25 protein-coding genes and 1 pseudogene are annotated in these 22,949 nt (G+C 43.1%); 2 read left to right on the top strand and 24 right to left on the bottom strand.

Translation table 11 applies throughout. From position 1 onward, the window contains the following. Positions 1-14: 14 nt before the first annotated feature. The 6 genes from PHR44_07445 to PHR44_07470 all read right to left on the bottom strand — a co-directional run bounded on the left by PHR44_07445 (position 15) and on the right by PHR44_07470 (position 5,349). Positions 15-293, bottom strand: a complete 279-nt coding sequence (locus PHR44_07445; GenBank protein ID MDD4910491.1) for a hypothetical protein — start codon at positions 291-293, stop codon at positions 15-17. A gap of 403 nt (positions 294-696) precedes the next feature. Further along, on the bottom strand, positions 697-2,412 hold the full coding sequence (locus PHR44_07450; GenBank protein ID MDD4910492.1) for a DUF3631 domain-containing protein: 1,716 nt from the start codon (positions 2,410-2,412) through the stop codon (positions 697-699). Positions 2,413-2,414: 2 nt separating this feature from the next. Beyond that, positions 2,415-3,059 carry a DUF3854 domain-containing protein gene (locus tag PHR44_07455; GenBank protein ID MDD4910493.1) on the bottom strand — a complete coding sequence of 215 codons (645 nt, stop codon included), beginning with the start codon at positions 3,057-3,059 and terminating at the stop codon, positions 2,415-2,417. Positions 3,060-3,118: 59 nt separating this feature from the next. Further along, the gene (locus tag PHR44_07460; protein MDD4910494.1) at positions 3,119-3,676 is read right to left on the bottom strand and encodes a hypothetical protein; all 558 of its coding nucleotides are present in this window, start codon (positions 3,674-3,676) and stop codon (positions 3,119-3,121) included. A gap of 348 nt (positions 3,677-4,024) precedes the next feature. Next, positions 4,025-4,573: a recombinase family protein gene (locus PHR44_07465; protein MDD4910495.1), complete on the bottom strand. Its 549-nt coding sequence runs from the start codon at positions 4,571-4,573 to the stop codon at positions 4,025-4,027. A 224-nt stretch (positions 4,574-4,797) separates the two neighbouring features. After that, entirely contained in the window at positions 4,798-5,349 is a 552-nt protein-coding gene (locus PHR44_07470) for a hypothetical protein (GenBank protein MDD4910496.1), read from the bottom strand. 84 nt (positions 5,350-5,433) lie between these two features. On the opposite strand from PHR44_07470, the gene PHR44_07475 reads away from it, so the two are divergent. Further along, positions 5,434-5,652 (top strand): helix-turn-helix transcriptional regulator, encoded by a 219-nt coding sequence (locus PHR44_07475; protein MDD4910497.1) that lies wholly within the window; start codon positions 5,434-5,436, stop codon positions 5,650-5,652. Here PHR44_07475 and PHR44_07480 read toward each other — a convergent pair. The 5 genes from PHR44_07480 to lexA all read right to left on the bottom strand — a co-directional run bounded on the left by PHR44_07480 (position 5,649) and on the right by lexA (position 7,882). Then, positions 5,649-6,095 carry a hypothetical protein gene (locus PHR44_07480; protein MDD4910498.1) on the bottom strand — a complete coding sequence of 149 codons (447 nt, stop codon included), beginning with the start codon at positions 6,093-6,095 and terminating at the stop codon, positions 5,649-5,651. The genes PHR44_07475 and PHR44_07480 overlap by 4 nt on opposite strands. A 138-nt stretch (positions 6,096-6,233) precedes the next feature. Next, a complete protein-coding gene (locus PHR44_07485; protein ID MDD4910499.1) occupies positions 6,234-6,440 on the bottom strand; it encodes a hypothetical protein in 207 nt (68 codons plus the stop codon). A gap of 37 nt (positions 6,441-6,477) precedes the next feature. Then, complete coding sequence (locus PHR44_07490) at positions 6,478-6,696, bottom strand: DUF3892 domain-containing protein (protein ID MDD4910500.1); 219 nt, start codon at positions 6,694-6,696, stop codon at positions 6,478-6,480. Between the two features lie 38 nt (positions 6,697-6,734). Beyond that, the gene (locus PHR44_07495; GenBank protein MDD4910501.1) at positions 6,735-7,232 is read right to left on the bottom strand and encodes an Ada metal-binding domain-containing protein; all 498 of its coding nucleotides are present in this window, start codon (positions 7,230-7,232) and stop codon (positions 6,735-6,737) included. An 11-nt stretch (positions 7,233-7,243) separates the two neighbouring features. Continuing rightward, positions 7,244-7,882 carry a transcriptional repressor LexA gene (gene lexA, locus PHR44_07500; protein MDD4910502.1) on the bottom strand — a complete coding sequence of 213 codons (639 nt, stop codon included), beginning with the start codon at positions 7,880-7,882 and terminating at the stop codon, positions 7,244-7,246. Positions 7,883-7,991: 109 nt separating this feature from the next. Between lexA and PHR44_07505 the strand changes: the two genes are divergently transcribed. Beyond that, complete coding sequence (locus tag PHR44_07505; protein ID MDD4910503.1) at positions 7,992-8,978, top strand: hypothetical protein; 987 nt, start codon at positions 7,992-7,994, stop codon at positions 8,976-8,978. Here the strand turns inward: PHR44_07505 and PHR44_07510 are convergent. The 13 genes and pseudogenes from PHR44_07510 to PHR44_07570 form a co-directional block, all read right to left on the bottom strand. Then, a complete protein-coding gene (locus tag PHR44_07510) occupies positions 8,975-10,318 on the bottom strand; it encodes a DNA cytosine methyltransferase (GenBank protein MDD4910504.1) in 1,344 nt (447 codons plus the stop codon). The two genes, PHR44_07505 and PHR44_07510, sit on opposite strands and share 4 nt — an antisense overlap. A gap of 42 nt (positions 10,319-10,360) precedes the next feature. After that, a complete protein-coding gene (locus PHR44_07515) occupies positions 10,361-10,765 on the bottom strand; it encodes a very short patch repair endonuclease (protein MDD4910505.1) in 405 nt (134 codons plus the stop codon). Between the two features lie 278 nt (positions 10,766-11,043). Continuing rightward, positions 11,044-11,313: pseudogene (locus PHR44_07520) on the bottom strand (GIY-YIG nuclease family protein). Between the two features lie 74 nt (positions 11,314-11,387). After that, positions 11,388-12,440 (bottom strand): SIR2 family protein, encoded by a 1,053-nt coding sequence (locus PHR44_07525; protein MDD4910506.1) that lies wholly within the window; start codon positions 12,438-12,440, stop codon positions 11,388-11,390. A gap of 261 nt (positions 12,441-12,701) precedes the next feature. Continuing rightward, on the bottom strand, positions 12,702-13,799 hold the full coding sequence (locus PHR44_07530) for a hypothetical protein (protein MDD4910507.1): 1,098 nt from the start codon (positions 13,797-13,799) through the stop codon (positions 12,702-12,704). A 130-nt stretch (positions 13,800-13,929) separates the two neighbouring features. After that, positions 13,930-14,691, bottom strand: coding sequence for a class I SAM-dependent methyltransferase (locus PHR44_07535; protein ID MDD4910508.1), 762 nt, complete (start codon positions 14,689-14,691; stop codon positions 13,930-13,932). Positions 14,692-14,756: 65 nt separating this feature from the next. Then, on the bottom strand, positions 14,757-16,232 hold the full coding sequence (locus PHR44_07540) for a potassium/proton antiporter (GenBank protein ID MDD4910509.1): 1,476 nt from the start codon (positions 16,230-16,232) through the stop codon (positions 14,757-14,759). A gap of 15 nt (positions 16,233-16,247) precedes the next feature. Further along, on the bottom strand, positions 16,248-16,616 hold the full coding sequence (locus PHR44_07545) for a hypothetical protein (GenBank protein ID MDD4910510.1): 369 nt from the start codon (positions 16,614-16,616) through the stop codon (positions 16,248-16,250). Positions 16,617-16,625: 9 nt separating this feature from the next. Next, positions 16,626-17,528, bottom strand: coding sequence for an FAD:protein FMN transferase (locus PHR44_07550; protein MDD4910511.1), 903 nt, complete (start codon positions 17,526-17,528; stop codon positions 16,626-16,628). Beyond that, positions 17,521-19,485, bottom strand: coding sequence for an ABC transporter permease (locus tag PHR44_07555; protein MDD4910512.1), 1,965 nt, complete (start codon positions 19,483-19,485; stop codon positions 17,521-17,523). The genes PHR44_07550 and PHR44_07555 overlap by 8 nt, the downstream gene beginning before the upstream one ends. A 3-nt stretch (positions 19,486-19,488) precedes the next feature. Continuing rightward, entirely contained in the window at positions 19,489-20,451 is a 963-nt protein-coding gene (locus PHR44_07560) for an efflux RND transporter periplasmic adaptor subunit (protein ID MDD4910513.1), read from the bottom strand. Next, positions 20,441-21,733, bottom strand: coding sequence for a TolC family protein (locus tag PHR44_07565; protein ID MDD4910514.1), 1,293 nt, complete (start codon positions 21,731-21,733; stop codon positions 20,441-20,443). Before PHR44_07565 ends, PHR44_07560 begins: the two co-directional genes overlap by 11 nt. Continuing rightward, positions 21,718-22,944 (bottom strand): MFS transporter, encoded by a 1,227-nt coding sequence (locus PHR44_07570; protein ID MDD4910515.1) that lies wholly within the window; start codon positions 22,942-22,944, stop codon positions 21,718-21,720. The genes PHR44_07565 and PHR44_07570 overlap by 16 nt, the downstream gene beginning before the upstream one ends. Positions 22,945-22,949: the final 5 nt, after the last annotated feature.

The following is a 22,949-nucleotide window of genomic DNA, read 5'->3' on the forward strand; positions in this document are numbered from 1 at the left end:
ATTTCATACCTTAATTAGTATTCATCCGGAAACAGTACGCAAGTTGAAGAACGGTCTGCCTCCGTAATAATCCATATCTTTTTGTCACGATAATTGTACGAGGAAAACAGGCGCAAGTATTTGCCAATGGCGAATTCATTTTCTCTTTTGTCCTGTTCGTCCATATCACCCCAATCACCCGAAACATGCCGCTTCAGACAGCCGGTAACAAACTTTGCGAAGCTTGCGTTGTCGGCCAACGCATCATTAATCCCTCTTGTACAAACTACGCGCCCCAGCACAAACAATCCCATTTTGCCCTCCCTCTTGAATCCCTCTTACAAATGAGCCAAAATTGACCACAGTAGCCCACACGTGACCACAAAAATCTGTAGCCGAGGCCTTCCCCCCGCCCTCCACCTGTATTCAATTTGTCGCGCTCCTCGTTAGTGATTACTATCAGTAAGTTACGATAGAATTGTAGATTTCTTTATTTTGCCAGCTTTTTATCGACTCCTCTTCCAAGGCCTCTGCATACCCTCTTCAATCTTTAAGTTTTTAAGCCAAATTAGCTTAACTCTCTTTTATATAGCAAGTTAGGTTGACTCAACCTGTCTTAAATCTTCAAGACAGCGCGGACAACTTTAAGACACTGTAAATATTTCAAAAAACATAGGTTACGGAATAACGGCTTAAAGACTTAAAAAATTAACCGGGTTAAGGCTGTGGCACTTGATACCGTTCAATCCAATTTCTAAGATTGTCCAAATTAAAAATGTAAACTCTCTGCCGGCCCTCGTCCTTAAACCTCCTTTGGGTAGAAACTATACCGATTTGTTTCAGCATATGAGTTAATTTGTTTTGCAACAATGCAAAACTAAACTCCTTAGATTTGGAAAAATAGCTCAAAACATAGCTCGCCCTATATCCGCGGAGATTTGGTTTAAGAAAAAATGGTTCTTTATCTTTTAATAGGTTTTTTAATACAATCAATGTTTTGGTTAATTCATCCTGTACAATATCGTCATCCGCCTTAGACTCTATAGCTTTATAACTAAATTCTGTCATCTGTTTAGTAATGAGGTCTTTAGAATTAGACAAATCATCAATAAGGTTTGCAAGGATAAAGATAGGCTCCCATATATCAAGGTCGCGATTGCCTAAATGCTCAATGCCGCGAATCAGCTTCTCTTCGTTATACCTTTTATAGATTTCATCGGCATGAGTAAGGACAAACTGATACATCTGGTCTCTGGTGTCCTTTTGTAATTTTTGGATTTCTTCGCTCTGTTTATATCTTTTAATACTCTCCTCTTTCTTCTTTCTTATCATTGTAATTTTTGTGACCCTGTCTTCTAATACGGGGTCGAGTTGTGATATTCCTCCAAGGCATTTTGGGCAATACGCAGAGAATGTCTCAGGGATAAAATTTCCATATTTATCTTTTGCTAATCTTTTAATTTCGCCTGAACATGAAAAACCACTATTTAGAAGCGAAATAAAATCTCCGCTTAATTCCCTGTTTGCTTTTGTAAAACTTTCTGCTTCATCAATAAATAATGTTCTTAAGTTAGCGTGGACATCGCGAAAAAGAGCTGCCATAGTTATGTTTGCAAGAGAACACCCGTTAAAGGATAGTGGAGCCATAATATCCATGAGTAGTGATTTCCCGCTACGCTTTGGTGCTGTAATCCAAAGGTATGGATAATATCGGAACATCTTGAAGCAGTAAGTTCCCATTAACCAAAGTGCCAAAAAAGCTGCCTGTTGGTCATTTTGGAATAAAATATACGTTCTTAAATAATCTACTATGGAAACAAAAAGCCGATGGGCATCCGGCCCTCCCTCTCTCTCAATAAATTCAATTACGCCTTTACTTGAAAAATTAGACACCTCTGTGCCTTCGGGCTCTAGTTTAAACCCTAATTCCTGTGCAGCCTTATAATAGGTAAGGATTTCCTTGCGCGATGTTAAAAGATACTTTCCGTCCTTTGACTTAAACATATAAAACATCCTCCCCTTCTTATAGTCTTGGCATGGGTGTATTATTGTCTGCTCTTTTTCTTCTCCGAGATTTTTCTTTATTTTATCGATGTTGATTTCTTCAGGGACGGTATCGACCTGCTCCTGCGACTCCTCTTTTAACTTCATTACCCGTTTGAATATTTGTTCAACCTCCTTACCCGATATATTTATTGAGGAATCTTTACACTGAAAATGCTTTTTAAATTCCGTTTTAATGTATAACCTAGACGCCTCTTCCGGGATTTTAGATAAATAGAGCAATAATGGCATTGATTCTTCGATTAATGCTGTGGAGTGTATATTCTTGGGTATGCGGCCCAATAGATAGTCGGGATATAATTGGGCTTTATCGACTAACTTTTCGAATCCCTGCTTTTTATGCACGATGAAGAAGTCATCTAGTTTCATTGTTATTTCTCCGGTAAATTAATTATTTTCACTATGGCCCCTTTGCCTATAAGCATCTCGGCAAGACACCTCTCGGCCAAAAAAACATTCTTATTGGTAAATTTATCCGAATCGAAGACAATCTGAACTACGCGCCCCTTCAAGGCTATGTTGTCAAAATCCTCTACTGGCTCATGTCCACTCGACCAATTCCAAACCCCTGAAATAGCGATTGCAAAGAAGCCTTCTTGGCAGGCCTTTAGTGCCTTTTTTTCGCCTTCCGTTAGGAAAATCGGGACATTCACATCATCAATAATCGGCCAAACTTTCGGCGGAATGTAAAGACGGGATTTAACTCCTATAGGCCGTATATATTTACGGGACTTTTTACCTGCCACATCTTCCGGCAAAGGTATATCTAGCTTAAAATTTAAATCCTTTTCCAAGAAACCATCTTTACCTATATATGGTATAACGTAGCCGCCACCGACCCCTTGTTGCCGATTAAGTAAAGTTTTACTCTCTTCCGCTGAAGCTGAATATATACGCACCGCGAGAATCATTTCATCTAAAAGTTTAGATCTACGTAAGTCCGCCAAATGCTGTGGTAGCAAGACTTCCTTAACGTGTTTCGGCCATTCCTTATTTAAGTGCTTAGGTTTAAACATTTTATCCTCCTATTTACTGTATGCTTTGCGTGTCTTGCGCATATTAAGGTAAAAAAATATTATTTCCCGGTATCGGCCCTATTCTTTCTTTGGATTTTTACTTTTACGGTACGAGTCTCCTTAATTGTTTCTTCAATGAACTTATTTTTATCAATGCCGTGTGGGTCTTCTGCTCTTCCAAGAACTGATGCTAATTTTTCGATAATCCGTTTGGCAACCCGGTCATTTTCTACCTGAAATATGAAAGCTTGAGTCTTCCTGTTCTTGCAGAAACTATCGTAATAATGTTTTAAGAAGTCGCGGAAAACCTTTACTACTTCTGTCAGGTTTAGCGTATTCGTCAATGACATGGTAATATCTTCAAGATCGAAATGAAGCATATTCTTCAATATAAATAAAGAGCAGAGCTGATCAATAATGCTTCCTTCAAAGTAAGCATTACGCCCGATATGAATAGGTTTTGGGATTACTCCTATTTCGCAATAATACTGTATAGTCCTCCGCGTTATCGCAATGCCTTTCTTCTTCAGAATGGCTACCACTTCATCAAGAGTAAGCCGGTTCTCTAATGGGGGTAATAAATCCGATATGGCTTCCTTAAGTCTATTGTCTGTCATTTTCTCCTCTGAACATATATTTAAACCTATGCAAAATACGCAATACTTACAGTAAGTTTACCATTTAATTCTTAGTTGTCAAGTATTTTTTCAAAGATTTCTTTGTGGCTAAGAAACTCCCATTTAAATAGGTTTCAAGCCTTCTCGTTATCAAAGGCACATTTAATCGCTGTCGTAATAACCACACGGAATAAATATACACATCCTAGGGTTAATATACATAACCCCGCGTATACTAATGTATCACTGAAGGCCCCATCTTTTCTTACTTTCATTTTTGCACTCTCCTTTTTTAAATTCTATTCTCTAACAAACAACCGAACATTATTTTGTCCTTCAATTCCACCCTTAGAAAACCCCCAATTTCTGGGGGGAGGATTTTTTGTCCTTAACGTAGCGCAAGAAATAACCTGACTTAGTCCTCTGCCCCTTATCCTTGCTTCCTGCGGGCCTTCCCAGCCTCTTTCCTTGCCTTAATGCCCTTGCTAGGCCGTCCATTGTCCTTGATACGATGAGTTCGCGCTCGTACTCGGCCAAAACCATGAGCATCTTTAGAAACATCCGGCCCTCTGGCGTACTGGTGTTAATGTTCTGGGAAAGAGAAATAAAGTGAACGCCGCGATTTTTGAATTCTTCAAACAGATTAAGCAAGTGCTTTAAGCTGCGGCCCACTCGGTCTAGCTTGTAGCAAACAACACAATCAATCTTGCCGGCGCGAATATCACCTAACAACTCTTCAAAAGCTGGTCGGTTATTGTCTTTGCCGCTAAAACCATGGTCGACGTATTCGCGAGTAATCTGATAGTTCATGCGGGTGCAGTAATCTTTTAACGGGATAATCTGTGTATCCGTTCTTTGGTCTGAACTGCTAACTCTTGCATAAATTCCGACTTTCATATGGGATGCCCACCTTTCGTAAAATAAAACGGGCGAGGCCAATCCTGTGGGGGATTTTGTGACCTCGCCCTAATTCGTGCACGAATGTTAAATTTCTATATCCCCCACATTATCAATGGCTTACAACAATTATTATAACAAAAAAATGGGGGAATTGCAAAAGGTTTTTTAAAATAAATTGGCAGAAATTATTTTGATGTTACATCTTTAGAGGGGAGTATAAGTTACGGTATCGTCGTTTCCCGGTATTTGTCAGGGGTGACCTGCTCGCACAGTTTTAAAACTTGCTGGAACCGGTTACTTTCGCTCGTTATAAACGACGTGTCATCTTTATTCTTTTTTATCGACAGAAGCTCTTTTAGTATTTCGCCCATACTTTTTACTATAACCCCATTCGCTTTAAACGATTTGAGCTGCATCGCTTCGTCTTTCAGACGTCCGTAAATAAACATTTTATCGTATTTCTTACCGAGGAAAAATTCAGCTTTTTGTTTGACGGATAAATCGTCGTATTTCTTCTTAATATAGTCTTTGACGGTTTCGCCGATTTGCTGTTGGTTTTTCTTACCGGGATCTCGGTCAAGATAGGCCATAGGGTCGCTGCTACACTGAACTTCCACATGCACGCTACCTTCTATTTTGCCGTTTCTGACTTTAACCGCGAGAATGTCGAGCTCCTTCCGACCGGATTTTAAGCCTTGCACGGCGAAGTAGCCTTGGGAAGCTAACCAGCCCGTTATTATGTCCTCGAATAAATCTGCCATGTCTTTAAGCATAGCATAATAACCGGGAAGCGTAAAGAACAAAACACGAAGTGCCACTTCGTGGTAAAAACGACAATTTGGCGAGATAATTACTTTATGGCTATACCTACAATTAGGCTTAAATTTGCTCAGAAATTACGTGAGGCGCGCAGGAAGGCTAAATTGACTCAAGAAGAAATGGCCGACCGCATCGAGTTCAGCGTCCGATATTATCAGATGTTAGAATCGAAAACTCCACCTGCGATTAAAATTGATAGCATAGAAAAAATCGCAGACGTGCTAAAAATAAATCCTGCCGAGCTGTTGAAGTTTTAATTCAACCCAAACTTTTTAGTAAAAGCAGAAGACATAATAGCTACTATTATACCAATAGCAATACCAATGAAGAGCGTCCATATTCTATCTGATCTTCGTTGCCGTTCTTCTTCTAAATAGAGATCAGCTTTTGTTGTACAAAAGAAAAGCTGTTTATTAAAATCATCCCTATTTATAATCTTTTGTCCGATATATTCGAATTCTCCTTTTCCAAATGATGCAGTGTATAACGTAATAGCTAATTCTCTATTCTTAGAATTGTAAATATCTTTGCCATTCTGACTCATTATAGAATCAATATAACCACCTGTTATTAAATTAACGAAAGGATAAGCATCCCGGTGATCATTATATCTCTTAGGTAAGATTTTAATAATTTGACCTAAGTTCATTTCCTTTTTATCTCTAAGCTCTTTTAATATATTATGAGAAATGTTCTCCATAGATAAAACCCCACCAGATTTGTAATTTTTGTCTATCTGTCTACCGTAAAGCTCAGACCAGCCTTTTGTTTGTTCTTATTTGACCAAAAGGAACTTTTCTTTGCAGAGAATTCTTTTATTTATTGTTTTTGCTAAGCCTTATCTTCTATGGCATTCCGGACAACAATACGCACAACCATCTGCCCTTGAATACCTTCTCTTAGCTTCTTGAACGGCACCGTGACAACTTGCAAAATTTCCTAAAGGTTCCCTGTTTTCAGGCTCAGGTAGCCAGTTACAGCTATAGTTATGGACCTCGTGATCACCGTTTGCTTGTGCTTGTTTATTTACGCAATATTGCGCCATAATTGACCTCCTTTTGATATGATTAATTTTGGTTAAGCTATATTAAAGGCTGACTATCAATATTATCACCTTCTCTCTTGTCCGGATTATCGCGTAGATAGTTTACACCATTAATTTTAACCGTATGATAACCGGGCAGATTACCATTTTTAACCATTTTGACTGCCTCTGTTCGCCGAACAACCCTGTCTCCAATCTTATAATGAGTGTTGCCGCCTGTATCATTTTCCTTTCTTCCTGTTATTCTTCTAGCCATAAATCCTCCTTTTCATGTTTTAGCATTCATTGTTAGTTTTATTCACTCTTCTCGTTCTGTTCATCTTTTCCAGGTGGCATACATACCTTACAAGGCACATAGCCTTTGCTTTTTGCTTCTTTAACAGAACTGAAAACTATTAAATTTTGAGGTTTGATTTTCTTAGCCCATCTGCACCATGTATAATGATATTTATTAGAATTAATGCTGCCTACGTAGACAGATTCCTTTCTCTCTGTTTCAATGGCTTCTTTATTCTCTTGAGACCTCTGTGAGATAGCCTCATATTTTTGAGTATAATTCTGTTTTGGATAAGTTGGCTGTGAATCACTACAATTTGGATAATATGGCGCACATTTTGCGGAAAGGGGCGTCCCATCACAACATCTGCATCCACATACCCCACCATGATGAGAACAACACCCACTTCTGGCTTCGGCAAATGGAGTATTATAAAACGACAAAAGAAATAAGATAAGGATGAATAATACGCTACTTTTCGATATTTTAATTTGGCTCAAAGCTATATTCTCCAAATTGATTATATCTATTCTTTATGGCTCTCTTTGGGTATAACTGCTATAACAACACCTTGAATTTGAAAATCATCAGTTAAAATAATCGGTTTGTGTCCTTCATTAGAAGATTTTGGTCTTAAAATAATCATATTTTGCGTACGGTGAAATTCTTTAATGGTCGCTTCCTCATTAATCAATGCTACGACCCTATCTCCTTCATTGGCTGTTGACTGTTGTCTAACCAAAACAAGATCCCCATCGTTAATCCCTGCTTTATCCATAGAATCTCCCTGGGCATGTAATAGATAATATTTTGACCCTGGCTTTGCAAGTGCAGTGGATACAGGAATAAATCCTTCTATATTTTCTTCTGCCAATATTGGCGTGCCGCAGGCTACGGTTCCAACTATTGGGATGTTCGTAGTTTGGGCATGCATCGAACCGAAATCCAAATCTCTAATAAGCTGGTAATCCCCATTTTTAAATTTCTTTATGACACCCTTTTCTTGAAGCTGCTCAAGTATATCCTGTACTGATCGCGGAGATTTGTAACTTAAATCAGCCATTAACTCCCTTATGGATGGAGCATATCCCTTGTGCATAAGCCAGTTTCTAATATGACGAATAGCCTCTAACTGTTTCTTTGTTAAGCAATTCTCGTTCTTCATACATACAATTGTATGTTACTGTATGGTTTTTGTCAATAGAAATCTGCTAGGAATTAATCTGTGGACTTATAGATATTGACCTGATATAATTCAACTGGAAGGGCTTTATATGGCACTAAAACCACAGAATAAAAAACACGAAGCACAAATTCTAGCAGGCACCATTGGAAGAAAAAAAGGGCACAATTTTGAAAAGGATTTGACTTGTGCTCTCAATTTGATAGACGTCAGACAAATCTTCCCCTACCCGAATATTCCGCACCATATCGTCATGGGAAAACCTTCCTTGCTGCTTTTATATTATGTAGCTCAAAAGAAGGAATTAAAAAATATTAAAAAGATTAAAGCTTGGTGGCTTGGAGGACTCGCAACCTCAGGGGAAGGAGATAAATTAACCGATAAAGACGGTCAACCAATTGCAAAAAGCAAAAGCGATGTCCTAATTGAAATTCAACACGGAGACAAGGTAGACATTGCGGGGATTTCTGTAAAAACTTGTGATAAGGAAACTCCGACTAACGACCAGCTTTATTTCACTACAGCTTCAGCTTTTTGTGGCTTATTAAGAGCGAACAATATACCTATCTCAAAGGATGCTGAAATTGCTTTAAAAATGTTCTGTGGTGACGCGGGATTTAGACCAACCGATTCTTTAGCAACCATCAAAGAAAGAAAATCTGACCCGGACAGATGGTTTTGGGAAGAATTGCCAAAGAAATTACGTTTAGAACTAGAGGCAGCTTTCATTAAATACCAAAAAGAAATAAGCACGGTTTTGTTACAAAAAGCTTACCCAAATGACCCGTATCCTCCAGAATTTTTACTTCATCAAACAAAGAAATACTCTAATATTAATAATTGCGAGGTCGCTTTATTTACAATAGACGAATTAATCGACTTGTCTTGCAAAGCCTGCCGATTTACTTTAAAACCTTATTTTGTAAGAAAAGGAAGGTTTAAAGGAGATCCGAGTAAACATTTAGCTCCTCGATTTGGTTTTATACAGATGCAGCGAGGAGGTCAAAAGCAACATCCAACGCAATTACAATTTAATCTTCAGGCCGGTTATTTCTATAAGATTGGAGAAAATGCTTAATAAAACTTCTTCAATAGATACTCTGCTATTGTCTTAGCAAGTAACGGCGGCACTGCATTACCTATCCCCTTCCTGACATCTCCATAATTACCAAGAAATATAAAATTGTCTGGAAATGTTTGACATCTAGCGGCCTCTCTAATCGTCAATGATCTTGTGCTGGAAGGATGCACGTTTCGACATCCAGAAATCATGCTGAAATTCGTACCAATAGTTGAGCAAGGCTCATTCCATTTTATTCGCTTGTAAGTCGTATTGTAGCCGCTCGGCGGTCTCAGGGCTGGGTTTGTATTATCGTGCGCGCTCATTCCTTCAGGAACATTTTTTAACCATTTTATTACATGATCTGGATGAGCAATTGCAAAATGCCACCGATCATTTTTAGATTCTTCGCCCGATTCAAGACATTCCAAGTCTTTAGTAGCATCTCTAAATGTTTTATACGGCTTTAATCCAATTCCGGGCAGCATATTCTGGTTCTTGCCGTGAGTAGGTACAGGGAAAGCTGGCACGATGTTGATATCTTTTCTAATCCCAACAAATAAAACTCGTTCCCGCGATTGTGGTACCCCATAATTTTGAGCATTAATTTCTTGATATAAACATTTATACCCGGCTTTGTCAAATTTTTCAACCATATCATCTTTAACAAAACCTCCGCTTGGGGTCATCATAGACAATAGCGTTCTGACATTTTCTAAAACAACAAACTTTGGTTTTAAAATAGATGAAATTCTAGCAAATTCGTTATAAAGTTGATTTCGTGGATCATACACGTCTCGCTTACCAGCAAGGCTGAAGCCTTGGCATGGCGGCCCTCCGACTATCCCATCTAATGCTTTAATTTGTTCATGCCAATGTAATAACTTATCATTCGTTATATCTTTAACGTCATTCCCAAGATTTATTGCCTCTGGAAAATTAGCTTTAAACATATCTCTTGCGGATTTTTCTTTTTCCGCAAATCCCAATATGCTAAACCCGGCTTGTTTGAAGCCAAGTGCCAAACCTCCTATACCAGAGAAAAGTGCAATAACAGCTCTTTCTTTCGGGAATAGGTCACCCGCAATTTCGCCAACACCATCTTTGTGGTCGCGCGCCTCTGCTTCTTTTCTTCGTCCGTTGCGACCATTTGATGTTTGTGCAGAAAGCTTATACTGATGCTTAACATATCGTTTTTTAAAAGAGATTTTCCCTTTTTTATACTCTACGTCAAATTTGCTAAAAAAGTTTTTTATATTCTCTCCCTCTGCTTTTGTTGGAGTTTTTGTACCCAATTCCCACTGAGAAAGAATATATTGCTGAAGTCCCATTAAGCCTGCCATCTTAGCCTGACTCAATTTCCGCCTCAGTCGTTCAGTTCTAATCCACATATGCTTACCCTATTTTATTTTTCTTAGAAATTGTGTTTGACATTTTTGTAAGATCTTTTTTATCTGACATTCCCATAAAATTACAACCTTCCATTTTCGCTTTTCTAGCTCTTCTTGTACAATTTTATCTCTTATTCTATTCTTGCTAATTTTATCATTCCAAAAGACTGCATTTCTAATTGGTTTCAGTCTTCCCTTCCTGCAATGTTTATGCCCATGCCAAAAACAACCGTGGACAAAAATGGCTACTTTATTCTTTGGTATGATTATATCCGGCTTTCCCGGTAGTTGATTTGTTCTCAGGCTATATTTTATTCCTTGCCCCCTTAATACCATTCTTACTTCTTTTTCAATTGAAGTATTTTTCTGGCCGACTTTTTTCATTCTAAAAGAAGTAGCTTTGTCTGTTTTCATATTTATATACGATTGTTACCTACGCTCGGTTCCTATTTTCTTTTTTTATAATTCACTATTTCACAACGAGTTAGACCTTCATATACACATCACCCAACAATTGTAAAATCGGTATGTAACATTGCCGCCATCTTGCAGCCAAATGTTTTGATGTAAACTCGAGAACATTTGGCTGCCGTGTCTGCGCCGCCGCGGGGTAAATCTTGCTGCGCAACATTTACCCCGCACGCTTGGCGGCCAGACGCCTCAGCCAGTACCTTATCCAATCTCTTGCCGCCTACTAACTTCTCTTTCTGCTCCCTCGTCAACCCCTTTATCCTCTTCTCCATCAAAAACGCCTTCTTAAAATACTTATATTCCTTAGACCACACCAGCTCTACCGGCCTTCTATCCCTGGTATATTTAGCGCCTTTGCCATTATTGTGAAGCTCAAGCCGTTTTTCGACATTCGGAGTATAACCAGTATAGAATGTCCCATCACAGCACTCCACGATATAAACCCAGAACTTTCCTGCGCGTTTAAACTTCCTCCTCTTGCGCTGCTTCATGACATTCGCTTAAAAATATCACTTACGTTCATCGGCTCTTACAACATTAATAATGCACATTACAAAATTGTAAATTAGCCTAGTCTAACTTTTGAGCAATATTCTGAAAACTTATCATATTTATACAATTTTCCTTGTGGTCCTAAAATTGGCGTTAATAATTTAATAAACTTATCTAAGACTTCCCTGCTAGGATCTACCAAATACAATTCATCTAAATATAGTGGCTTTTTCTTAGAAAGACGAGACCGAACAACTTCATTTAATAATGAGTGAGCCATAAAATCAGTCTCTGGCAATGAATACCCAACTATTATTAGAGCCTCACACTTTTCTAATGAACTTCTTGCTAAAGACCATATTGATGAATATGGCTCATCTGCGATATCTTTCGCAATCCCAGGTGGAAGTATTGAGATTCTCTCTGGCCTCGGATGCCCACTTCGTGATTTTTCAACATGTAACGGACGATCTTTTAACGCTATTCTTTTGTTATATTTATGAATAAGCCAATTTAAACTTCCATGCATTTTCAGTAGCATTACTTTACATTCGGGAAAATCATCTGGGGTTTGCGTAGTACCAAGCCATTTCTTTACCCACCGACCAGATAGGCCTCCAATTCCGCTAACTCCATAACCGAATTTAGGATTCCAGATATTATGATTTTTCTTATTAAAAGATTCTTCGATAACTAAATCATAATTGAATGTTATGATAACATCGCCTTTTTTTAAATTATCCAAAAGTTTTACATGACATTTACTCTGCACTGAATGTAAATGATTATTCTTAAGTTTACAGGTTGTTTGGATGTAAACCCTACGAATCAATTCCGTTAAATCTCCTAGTCGCATTGACCATTTGAATGGTTGCCCAATAGATTTTGATACAGCACAAATACCTTCTCGAGCCTCAATATCTCTAAAATAATATTCTAAACTTACTTCAGATGTTTTTTTATATAAATCCCAAACTTGTTTAAGAACTCTACGTGCTAACTCCTGAGTGCCTCTGCCTTTAATAAGATGGGCTATATCAAAAAAATCTTTGTCTACGGGTGGAGGGATTCCTTCTTGATCGAAACCCGCCTTGGTTGCGCCAGCACCTAAAATAAATACGCGCATTTCCCCTCCTTCTCATACAATTAGATCTATTCTTTCTATCAGTTTTACAACTTTCTTATTCTAAATTACTTAATTTCTTTATTATTCCCAGAATCATCTCTCGGTACTTGCACCAACGGTCAACCATAGGTGGATAGGTAGACTTTTTTATTTTTTAGTTCGTTGTCTTCCATAATGTTACGCAAATATCCTTTACTCATTCATCGGTGTTCGAAATGAATGAGTGTGATCATTCTTCGAATCAATGTATTGCCTAAGTCGCTATTTTAGAATTCGACATACTTCCGATAACAAAACGTCTAAATCATTTGAGAAATCAACCTGCGTCACAGTCGGAAGAACTTCTCTTTTTCTAACTTGAGAATGTAAACAACTATCCGCAATTTTTCGTGAAGAATTTTCGAGATGCAGCATGGACTCTTTAAAGCTTTTTGTACCGTTGTAATTATTTGCCACTTCCGTAAAATTTTTAACGTTAAGTAGTGGCGGAACATGGTCAATAATTGCACGCGTTAATAAAATGACTGAAAAGTATGCCTCATTCTCAAACGCCATATTAAGCTCTTCACAAAATTTAATTAATTTGCTCAAATCAAACTCCTTTGAATTTATAGATTGTAATTCTTTAATCCTGTCTTCATTGACAAATTTTACTCCAAGCTTGCATTTGTTTTTATTGCTTTGGGTTGGGTGCTTTAGACTTAAACGTTTGTAAAGTTTTATTGAAAGTTCAATGAAATCTTTGATTTGGTTGAATAAATAAATGCCTTCTTGAGCAACGCATTCATAATATATATGGCTTGGCAACAGCATTCCTTGGCTTAGAGCATTTGAATCCCGCGTCATAATACTTTTGGGCATTCGACTTTGAATAAATGCTTGCTTTTTTCCCTTTTCAAAGACAAAATTCTTAATTTGATAAAAAACTTTCCGCTCTTCTTTTGTATCGCTGTCGAATTTATAATTTAAAAAAATGAGTTCGATTTCGTCCTTAACCTCAACTATCCTTCGAAATAACTCTTTAAGTTTGCTCTCAAATTTATCAATGGAGAAATTGCTACCACTTAATTTTTCTATCATAGTTTTTACTTCGTCAGCGCTTTTTTCTCCCCACCCATTAGGTAAACCGTGAATATCTCCCCATTCTACGCTGAATCTTTTATTTAGCGGTGGGGAATCGAAATCTCCAAAATACATGCGCCCATGCCAACCCGCAAAGGATCCACTCCATGAATTAGCAATTTTATTACAAGCATCTAACATGTTTTCTGCAGAATGCAGCGTTTTATCGAGTTCCAAATTGTTTTGTCTCTTATAATCCTCAAGGAGAGAATTTAATTGACTTAAATTTATCGTCATAATTTACCCCTCATTAATCATTTTTCAAATTCCAACCGATTAAGGTGATGGCCATTTCTTCCATCACCTTCCTGTAGCGCTCCCATCTCCCAGCCAAAAGTTCGCAGTAAAACCCTTTTCTTGTCTTCTCTCATTTTTCCGCGACGACAAGCATTTCAAAATCTTCCGGAGTCAATCTATCCTTCCTTGAGAAAACCCCCAGTTTCGCTCCAAAAATATCTATTTTCTTATACCCAAGCGTCTTTAAAAGCCACGTTATCTCGCTGGGCACGTAATAACGTTCGTTACACTTAAGCTCCCTTTTATTGCCGGAATCATCTTCAAAAACAACAGTGTTATGATCACGGAAGGTCATCAGATCAAAGGAGCACTCTTTACACTGGGACTGGCCTTCTTTCTGCGCCGACTTATAGAATTCACTGACCGAATGAAACAGCGGGAACAATCCGTTTAATGCGGTGAAAATGAGATTGCCTTTACTTTTAAGCGCTTTTGTCGCGCTCTTGAGGATCTCAAAATTCATCTCATCCGTTTCCATAAGAGAAAACCCGCCTTCGCATAGCATAATTGCCAGATCAAATTCACCGTCAAACGGAAGATTTCGGGCATCTTGTGTTTGGAAGTCGGTGCTCACCCCTGCCTCTTGCGCCTTTTCCCTTGCCCTTTTGATCTGATTCTCGGAAAGATCAACACCGGTCACCTTATACCCTCTTTTCGTAAGCTCAATAGCGTGGCGGCCAGTGCCGCAGCCGATATCAATAATTCTTAAGGATTTATCATGCGCTATTTCGCGTTCGATGAAATCACATTCACCTATCGTCCCTCGCACATAAACCTCTTTATCATATTTATTCGCGTAATTCTCAAATAATGACTCGTACCATTGTTTCATGATCTTCCTCCGTCTTTTCAATATGTTGAATCGATCAATAAATCAAGTTTATAAATACCCCGCGGTTATTCATCTCGCGGGCTGCTAAGGTCTGACAATATTCCTTGTAATGCCCTGAGGTCCTCGTCATTGGCGAGCACCAATAAGACGTCGCCCCCCTCTAATACCGTAGAGCCATTCGGCACGATAAACTTATCTTCGCGCGAAATGAGGACGACCAGGGCCTTGGCAGGGATATTGATCGCGGCGATGGTCTTTCCAACGATATCCGAATCATACGGCACGATCATATCTACAAGCGAGGCATCGATGGCGTCTGAATGCTCAAATTCAATAGGATATTTCTTCTTCGCGTCGGGCGGGGTGGCAACCTTGAGGATCTTTGATACAGCCGGAATGGATGTCCCTTGAATAAGGACCGACGCGAAAACGACAAAGAACACAATATGAAAGATGGTATCCGCCTGCGGAATGCCGGCCATGAAAGGGAATGTCGCCAGGATGATCGGGACCGACCCCCTGAGGCCGACCCAGGCGACCATGACTTTTTTGCGTATATTCATTTTAAACGGCGACAGGCAGAGCAATACGCTGACCGGGCGGGCGACCGCCATAAGAAGAAGCGTAAGCAATAATCCCGCCCCCATTAACGGAACAATGCGCGGGGGAAAAACCAACAGGCCCAGCGTCACGAACATGGCGATCTGCATAAGCCACGCTAAACCGTCGTGGAACCTCATGATCATTCTTTTATTCGGGAACTCCGCCTGCCCCAATACCAGGCCCGCCAGATATACCGCGAGGAATCCATTGCCTTTCAGAAAGACAGCGATCACGTACGTTAACAGGACGAGCGAGATCATTATCACCGGATAAAGCCCTTCATGCCCCAGCTTCAGGCGGTTAATGAGGAACACGATAAACCTCGCCATTAAATATCCTACGAGCGCGCCCATGCCCATATCCAGCATGAATCTGGGGATCAACGCGGCGATGCCCATGTCTTTTACCGTCAGAAGGCTGATAAAACTTATAGTCAAAAAAACAGCCATCGGGTCATTGCTGCCGGATTCAAACTCAAGCAGCGGCTTCAAGGGCTTTTTTAATCCTATCCGTTTCGACCTTAAGATCGTGAATACCGCGGCGGCATCGGTAGAAGAAACGATAGAACCCAGAAGCATCCCTTCCAGAAAAGAGAACTTTAAAATATAAACGGCAAAACACCCTGTTATGAGCGCGGTCATTAAGACCCCGAGCGTGGAAAGCATGATCCCCGGCCCGGCAACTGATCTTGTGTCCTTCCAATTAGTATCAAAACCTCCGGAGAAGATGATAAAAATAAGGGCGACAACGCCGATGGATTTCGCCAACTGCGCGTTGTCAAAATAGATCTTGCCTATCCCTTCTGAGCCGGCAAGCATACCGATCCCTAAAAACAGCAATAAAACAGGTATGGCGAAGCGGTCCGAGAGCTTACTTGAGACAACGCTCACGAAGATCAATACCGCCACCCATAATAAAATAGTATCAATTGGTATCATAATAATGCCGGCTCCTTAATTGCTCCTGCCCCTGATCTTGATGCCCCTGCGCCTGAGTTCGTCGGTCCTTTGCTTGGAGCATTTCATGCAGAAGAATTTTGCCTCGGCGTTCCTTTTGTCATAATTTGGCGCCAGCACCAGCCGCCACAGCGCCGTCTCCGCGCCGCAGTTGTCGCAGATGCCCTTTTCCTTGAAATGCCACATCTCAACCGCCTTAGAGGTGAATATGAACCTGTCCACCCAGAAGAATATGGCGCCGCCTATCAAGTTCGCGATAACGGTGGAAGCTATGCCTACGCCTAAATGCCTCACCACCAGCCAAAGTATGGGCGTGCTGAGCTGCCACCTCAACAAGTACAATAAAAACTTCCTTACAGTGACCATGCCTCTCCTTTAATTTAATGTTTTTATTTCTGCTCCGGGAAATCCCTTAATTAACTCCCCGCCTTTCTCTTTGCCTGAAATAAAGATCGCCGTGGAAAGGGCATCCGCGGTCAAACCATCGGCAGCGGCCACTGTCACAGAGATTATGCCCGAATCAGCGGGATAACCCGTCTTGGGATCGATAATATGCGCGTAACGCGCGTTATCTTTAAGAAAGAATTGTTCGTAATCTCCGGAGGTGGAAGCCGACTCATCCTCCAGCTCCAAATAGCCCGCGGGCTTATTCGCGCGGGGGCTCCTGACGGCTATCTTCCAAGGCCTGCCGGACCTGTTTCCCAAAGCGTATATCTGCCCGCCGGCATTTAGCAGGCAGCTTTTTATCCCCGCCTCTTTTAACTTCTCCTTCGCGCGATCAAGGGCATAACCCTTGGCTATCGCCCCCAGGTCCACCTTCATTCCGGCAGCTTTAAATGTTATGGTATTGCCTTCCTCCCGCAAAATAATTTTATCTGAGCCGACAAGTTTAAGCGTATCTTCAATATCTTTCTTCGCGGGTACTTTATATTTTTTGTCCGTAAACCCCCAAAGGTCCACCAAAGGGGCAACGGTAATATCAAACGCCCCGCCGCTTGCCTGCCAGAATTCCTTTGATCTCTTTACCAGAAAAAATGTCTCCGGGCTTGCCTCTAACGCGCCGGATCTATTCAACCTGGAGACCTCGCTTTCCGGGTCATATTTACTTAACAGGGCTTCCACCCTTTTTATCTCTTTAAAGGCGATGTCCGCCGCTTCTTTATGCGCGGAGGTTATCTCCACAAATGTCCCCATGGCAACGCGAACCTCTCTGTAGAGATGATCATTCCGGCAGCCGGCCAACAGTAAGGCGAACAGCAGACAGTACAGGCTATTCATATCTTAAGGCCTCGATCGGGTCAAGTTTAGAGGCCTGTTTAGCCGGCCAGATACCAAATATCACGCCCACCATCAGCGAAAAGGTCGTCGCCAGTGTCACTGAAAACGCCGAGATCCTTACTGCCCAACCCGCGAAAGAAGTTATCAACGCCGATATGCCCGTTCCCAGCGCGATGCCTCCTATCCCTCCCAGAAAAGACATCAATACCGCCTCAATAAGGAACTGCGTCATAATATCATGGTTGTTCGCCCCCAGGGCCTTGCGTAAACCTATCTCGCGCGTCCGTTCCGTCACAGAGACAAGCATGATGTTCATGATCCCTATTCCGCCGACCAGAAGAGAGATCGCCGCGATAGCGCCTAATAACATGGACATTGTCTTTGTGGTAGATTCCAGCGTGCTCCTGATATCGGCCATATTCCTGATCTGGAAAGAATCCTCTTCGTTTTTATTAAGGCGGTGCTGCTGCCTGATGAGCCGGCTTATCGCTTCAGTGAGCGGCTCCAGGTCTTGCGCTGTCTCTGCCTCCACGTAAATGGTATCTATATAATCTTTGCCCAGCAGCCTGTACATGGCGGTTGTAACCGGTAAAAGGACAATGTCATCCTGGTCGCGAAAACCAGCCGCTCCTTTGGAGGGTAGAACCCCGATCACCCTGAAATTAATGAGATTGATCTTTATGGTCTCTCCCACGGGATTGGAATCCCCGAAAAGTTCCCGTGCCACGGTCGTGCCTAAAATAGCCGTTTTCTCCCTCATCTTGATATCATGTTCGCCGAAAAATCTCCCCGCGGCCGGCACTGAGGCGCGCATTTCGGCGTAATCCACATCCACGCCTTCGATCTGCGTATTCCAGTTTTTGTCTTCGTAAACCAGCTGGCCGCGCCCGGATACCGAAGAACTTACCCTGTTTACCGCGCTGCCAAGTTTTTTTATCTCTTCGGCGTCCTGAAAAGTAAAACGCGTAACCGTGCCCGACTCAAGGGCAACTCCGTGAAGCCGGGAAGAACCCGGCCGGACAACCAGCAGGTTTGAGCCAAGCGACACCAGCTGTTGTTCTATCGACTCCTTCGCGCCCTGTCCCAGGGCAAGCATGGCGATAACGGCCGCGACGCCGATCAATATACCCAGGATCGAAAGAAAAGAGCGGACTTTATGCGAGAGCATGGCGAATACCGCCTGACGCAGGAAATCTCCAAATTCCGCCCTGCCGACTTTGTGATGCGGGCTCGGGATAGAGGCGCATATATCCTCCGCGTCTTCAACGGCCGCGGGGACGGGGGCGGCTTCATTACGTTTGTCGGAAATGACCCGTCCGTCGCGCATAAAAATGATCCGTTTCGCGCGCTCCGCTATCTCGTTTTCATGAGTCACTATTATAATGGTCTTGCCTTTTTTATTCAGGCCCTCCAGCATTGAAAGGATCTCTTCCCTGCTTTTAGAATCAAGGTTGCCGGTCGGCTCATCCGCGAGGATGACCAGGGGGTCGTTGACTAACGCCCGCGCTATGGCAACACGCTGCTGCTGGCCGCCTGAGAGCTCATTGGGGTGATGGAACATACGGTCCTCTAACCCCACCTCTACGATCTTCTCTTTTGCCTTCTCTTTGAGATTTTTCTTGCCGGCATAAATAAGCGGCAGTTCCGCGTTCTCCAGCGCGCTTACGCGCGGCAGCAGATGGAACTGCTGAAAGATAAAGCCGGCGAACCTGTTTCTCATAACAGCCAGCTGCTCATCCGATAATGCCGTGACCGGCCGGCCGCATAAACGATACTCGCCGGTATCAGGCCTGTCAAGCAGCCCGGCTATGTGCATCAAAGTTGACTTTCCTGATCCGGACGGCCCCATAATTGCCACAAATTCTCCGGCTGAGATCTTTAAGGAGACATCATTAAGGGCCCTTACCTGGACCTTGCCCATCTGATAGGTCTTGGAAATATTCTTTAATTCGATCATCTTTTATCTTTTTCTTTGGCGGCCGGGCGGCAGAAAAGGGTTGGTTCCTACGCTGTTATTTACGGGAAGCGCGTATTTTTTTGCCTCTGAAATAACCGTGTCGTCCGCGCTTATGCCGGAGACAACCTCAACATTCCTGCCGTCGGAAATGCCCGTTTCGACCGCCCGCCTCATCGCGGCGCCGTTCCCGGGCTCCCTTACCAGCACATACGACAGCCCTTTCTCTTTTATTACCGCTTCAGCCGGAAGCAGCAGGGCGCTTTCTTTGCTCTCTACTATAAAATCGATCGCCGCGTTCATTCCCGAACGGAAGAACTCAGGCGCCTCTTCGGGTAAAAGGTCCACTTCGTATATGGTAACGTTATTAACGGTCTTTGATTCATAGTAGATATGGCTTACCGCGGCTTTTATTTCCGCGTCCTGATAAGCGTCAAGCGCTATCTCCGCGATCTGCCCCGGCTTTATCTTGCCGATATCCGTCTCATCAACCTGCGCCCTTACGATCAAGCGGTCGGATAAGACAATAATGGGGTCGCTGGTAGTCACGGTCTGCCCGGGCTGGGTTTTCGCTACGATGACCTCTCCGTCAATAGGGGCGATCAGAGGGATCGGCTTATATACGTCTTTCCAGTATTCCAGCGCCTCCTGGTTTTGGCCGCGGGCTGAATCAAGCAGGGCCGCCCTTTCCGTTGAACTCATCCACGCCAGTGTCTGTCCCGCCTTTATTCGTTCGCCCTCCTCAACGAGGACCTCATCTATCCTGCCGTTAACAGAAGGCCGTACCTCAAGCCTGTTCCTGGGCAAAACCGTTCCGGTGGTAGAGATGACATTCTGGATAGCCCCGATCGCCGGCTTTATCTCTTTGATCACTTCGCCATCCGGCTGGGAACGTTTAAATTTATAATAAAACAGGGATGCCGCGGCTATCAAGATCAGGACTGCGGATATCATTTTTTTATTGAACATATTCTAACGTCTCTCCTTTCGCCTGGACCCAATTTGCCTCGGCCAGCAAGGCGTTGGCCCGGGCTTCCAGGTAAGCCTTCTTGGCTTGCACAAGATCGTTCTCAATAATGATCCAGTTATCAAAAGAAATGAATCCCGTGGAATACTGCGCCTCTGCTATTTTCGAGCGCTCCTCCGAGGCCTCCAGGGTCTTACGCCGGACCTCCGCCGTCTCTATGGCATCCTGCAGGGCTGCCCATGCCTGCTCAAGGGCCACGATCGCCGTATCTCTTATATCGCGTTCATCCGCCACCGCCTGATTATACGCGGCAAAGGCCTTGGATAATTCAGCGGCCTTCAAGCCGCCTTCAAATAACGGCAAGGTCAAACCCAGGCCCACGCTCCACTGGTCGTTTTCCGGCGGCCACTTGGGGCTTTTCTTATTCGCGCTTGCAGTGCCTGAAATCTGGGGGGCAAAATTACCATAAGCGGACCTGATCCCCAGCAAACTTGAGTTTTTCTCGGCCGCGGCCTGTAAAATTGAAGGGTTGGTCTTTACCAATGCCTCGAAATCCGGCTTCTCCCTGACCGTCTCATTAACGATAAATCCTCCCTCAACCGACAGCGGTTCAAATTCTTTGCGCCCCATCTCTTTGGAAAGCCGCCTCTGGCTGAAATCAACATTTCTTCTCGCCTGAGAGAGTTCGGAATCCGCGTCGGCCACATTTGCCTCTGCCGTCAACAAGGCGCCTCGATGCTCCAGCCCGGATTGATATTGTAATGTGATCAATACTAAATTGTCCCTTCTGATCTGGACGATCTCTTCCGCCACCCGTATGAGTTCCTGGGCCCTTAATAAATTGATAAAAGCTGAGCGCAGATTCAGCCGGACCTCGGAAGAAGTAAAACGATACGCCTGCTGCGCGGCCTTTACATTCTCAGAGGCGGCCTTCAGGTCATTAATGCTCTTAAAACCGTCAAAGATCAGCTGGGAGCCGCTAATGCCGTAGGAATAGGAATCGTTTGTCGCGCTGGTAGTGATCCCTGAACTGCTGGTAGTGCTGGTCTTTGAAGTAGAGGCATCTACATCCGCGCTAAATTGAGGATACAGGCCGCTGGCAGTTATATCCTTTTCAGATCTCTGTAACTTGATACCCTCCGCGGCAGAAATTAATTCCGGATTGTTTTCTTTGGCCTGCGCCAGGCAATCCTCCCACGTAAAAACCTCCTGTGCCCGCGCGATCTCAGGCGCGCCGCATACAAAGGCCAAAATTATCGTAAAAATCTTTACGCCGTCTGCCATTTCACCGCTTCTTTGCGCATTGCCCAGAATAAGGCCAGCGCCGCTATCTGTAATGCTACTGCCCCGCCGATAAGCAGAGACAGGTAGTCCTCGTAAAGTATGCCCATAAGCGCGCTGCCGGCAAGAACGGCCAGGCCGTAAGAGGTGTTTAGAATACCGTAGCCGGTCCCTCTTTTCTTAAGCGGGGTGAGGTCCGCTATCGCGGATTTCATGATCGTCTCATGGGCGCCCATCACTATGCCCCAAAGCAGCATACTTGTTACCGCCAGAATAAAGCTGCCGGAAAAAGCGCAAAGCACGACGAGTATGGAGAGAAACGGAATGATAACAAGCGTATTCAATCCCGCCGTATCGCTCTTACGCCTCCGCTTTAAGATATCGTATGCCTTGCCTATGATCAGCGCCGCTAACGCGTCTACGCCCATAGCCACGGCATACATAAACGGGATCATAGCGTCTGAAAATACCTGCCTTGCCTTAAAATGATAGCCCAATAATAGAAAATTCACAAAACCGGCTGTCGCTAAAAAGCTGAAGGCGGTATAGAGCCAGAAAAGTTTTGAGAGCTTATCCGAGGCGGTATTTTTGCCGTCCTGGACCTCCAGCTCCTGGGGGCGCGGGGCCTTCCGGTAGGCGACAAAGATACAGGCGGCCAGAATGAAAAACGGGATCCACAACAGCCCGTATCCCTGCTGGTAGTCGCGCGCGCCTTTTTCCACAGCGGCGCCAAAGAGAAATAATCCGGTAAAAATAAGCGGCCCCGTAACCGCGCCTATCTGATCCAACGCCTCCGTAATGCCGAAGCCAAAGCCGGTTCCCACATGCTTCGTAGCCATGGAAACGATGGTGTCCCGCGCGGGGCCGCGTAACGCCTTGCCTATCCTCTCGGCAACTATCAAGAATGCCGCTAACTGCCAGACCCCCGATAAAGACAAAAGCGGCACCGAAACAAGCATCCCGTAGCCGATAAAGACGAAAAACCAGTATGACTTAGTCCTGTCGGAGAGATATCCCGAGATAAGGCGTATGGCATATCCCAGGAATTCACCCAGGCCGGCGATTATGCCCACAACCGCCGCGTTGGCTCCCAGCGTCTTAAGATATGGGCCGTTAACGCTGCGCGCCCCTTCGTAGATAATGTCCCCGAACAAACTGACCAATCCAAAAAGGATTATTACCTGGAATGCCTTCTTGCGGCTGTTTGGTTCCATTTTTA

It is taken from the genome of Candidatus Omnitrophota bacterium (genome assembly GCA_028707125.1).
In the GTDB taxonomy this organism is placed as follows: domain Bacteria; phylum Omnitrophota; class Gorgyraeia; order Gygaellales; family JAQTUX01; genus JAQTUX01.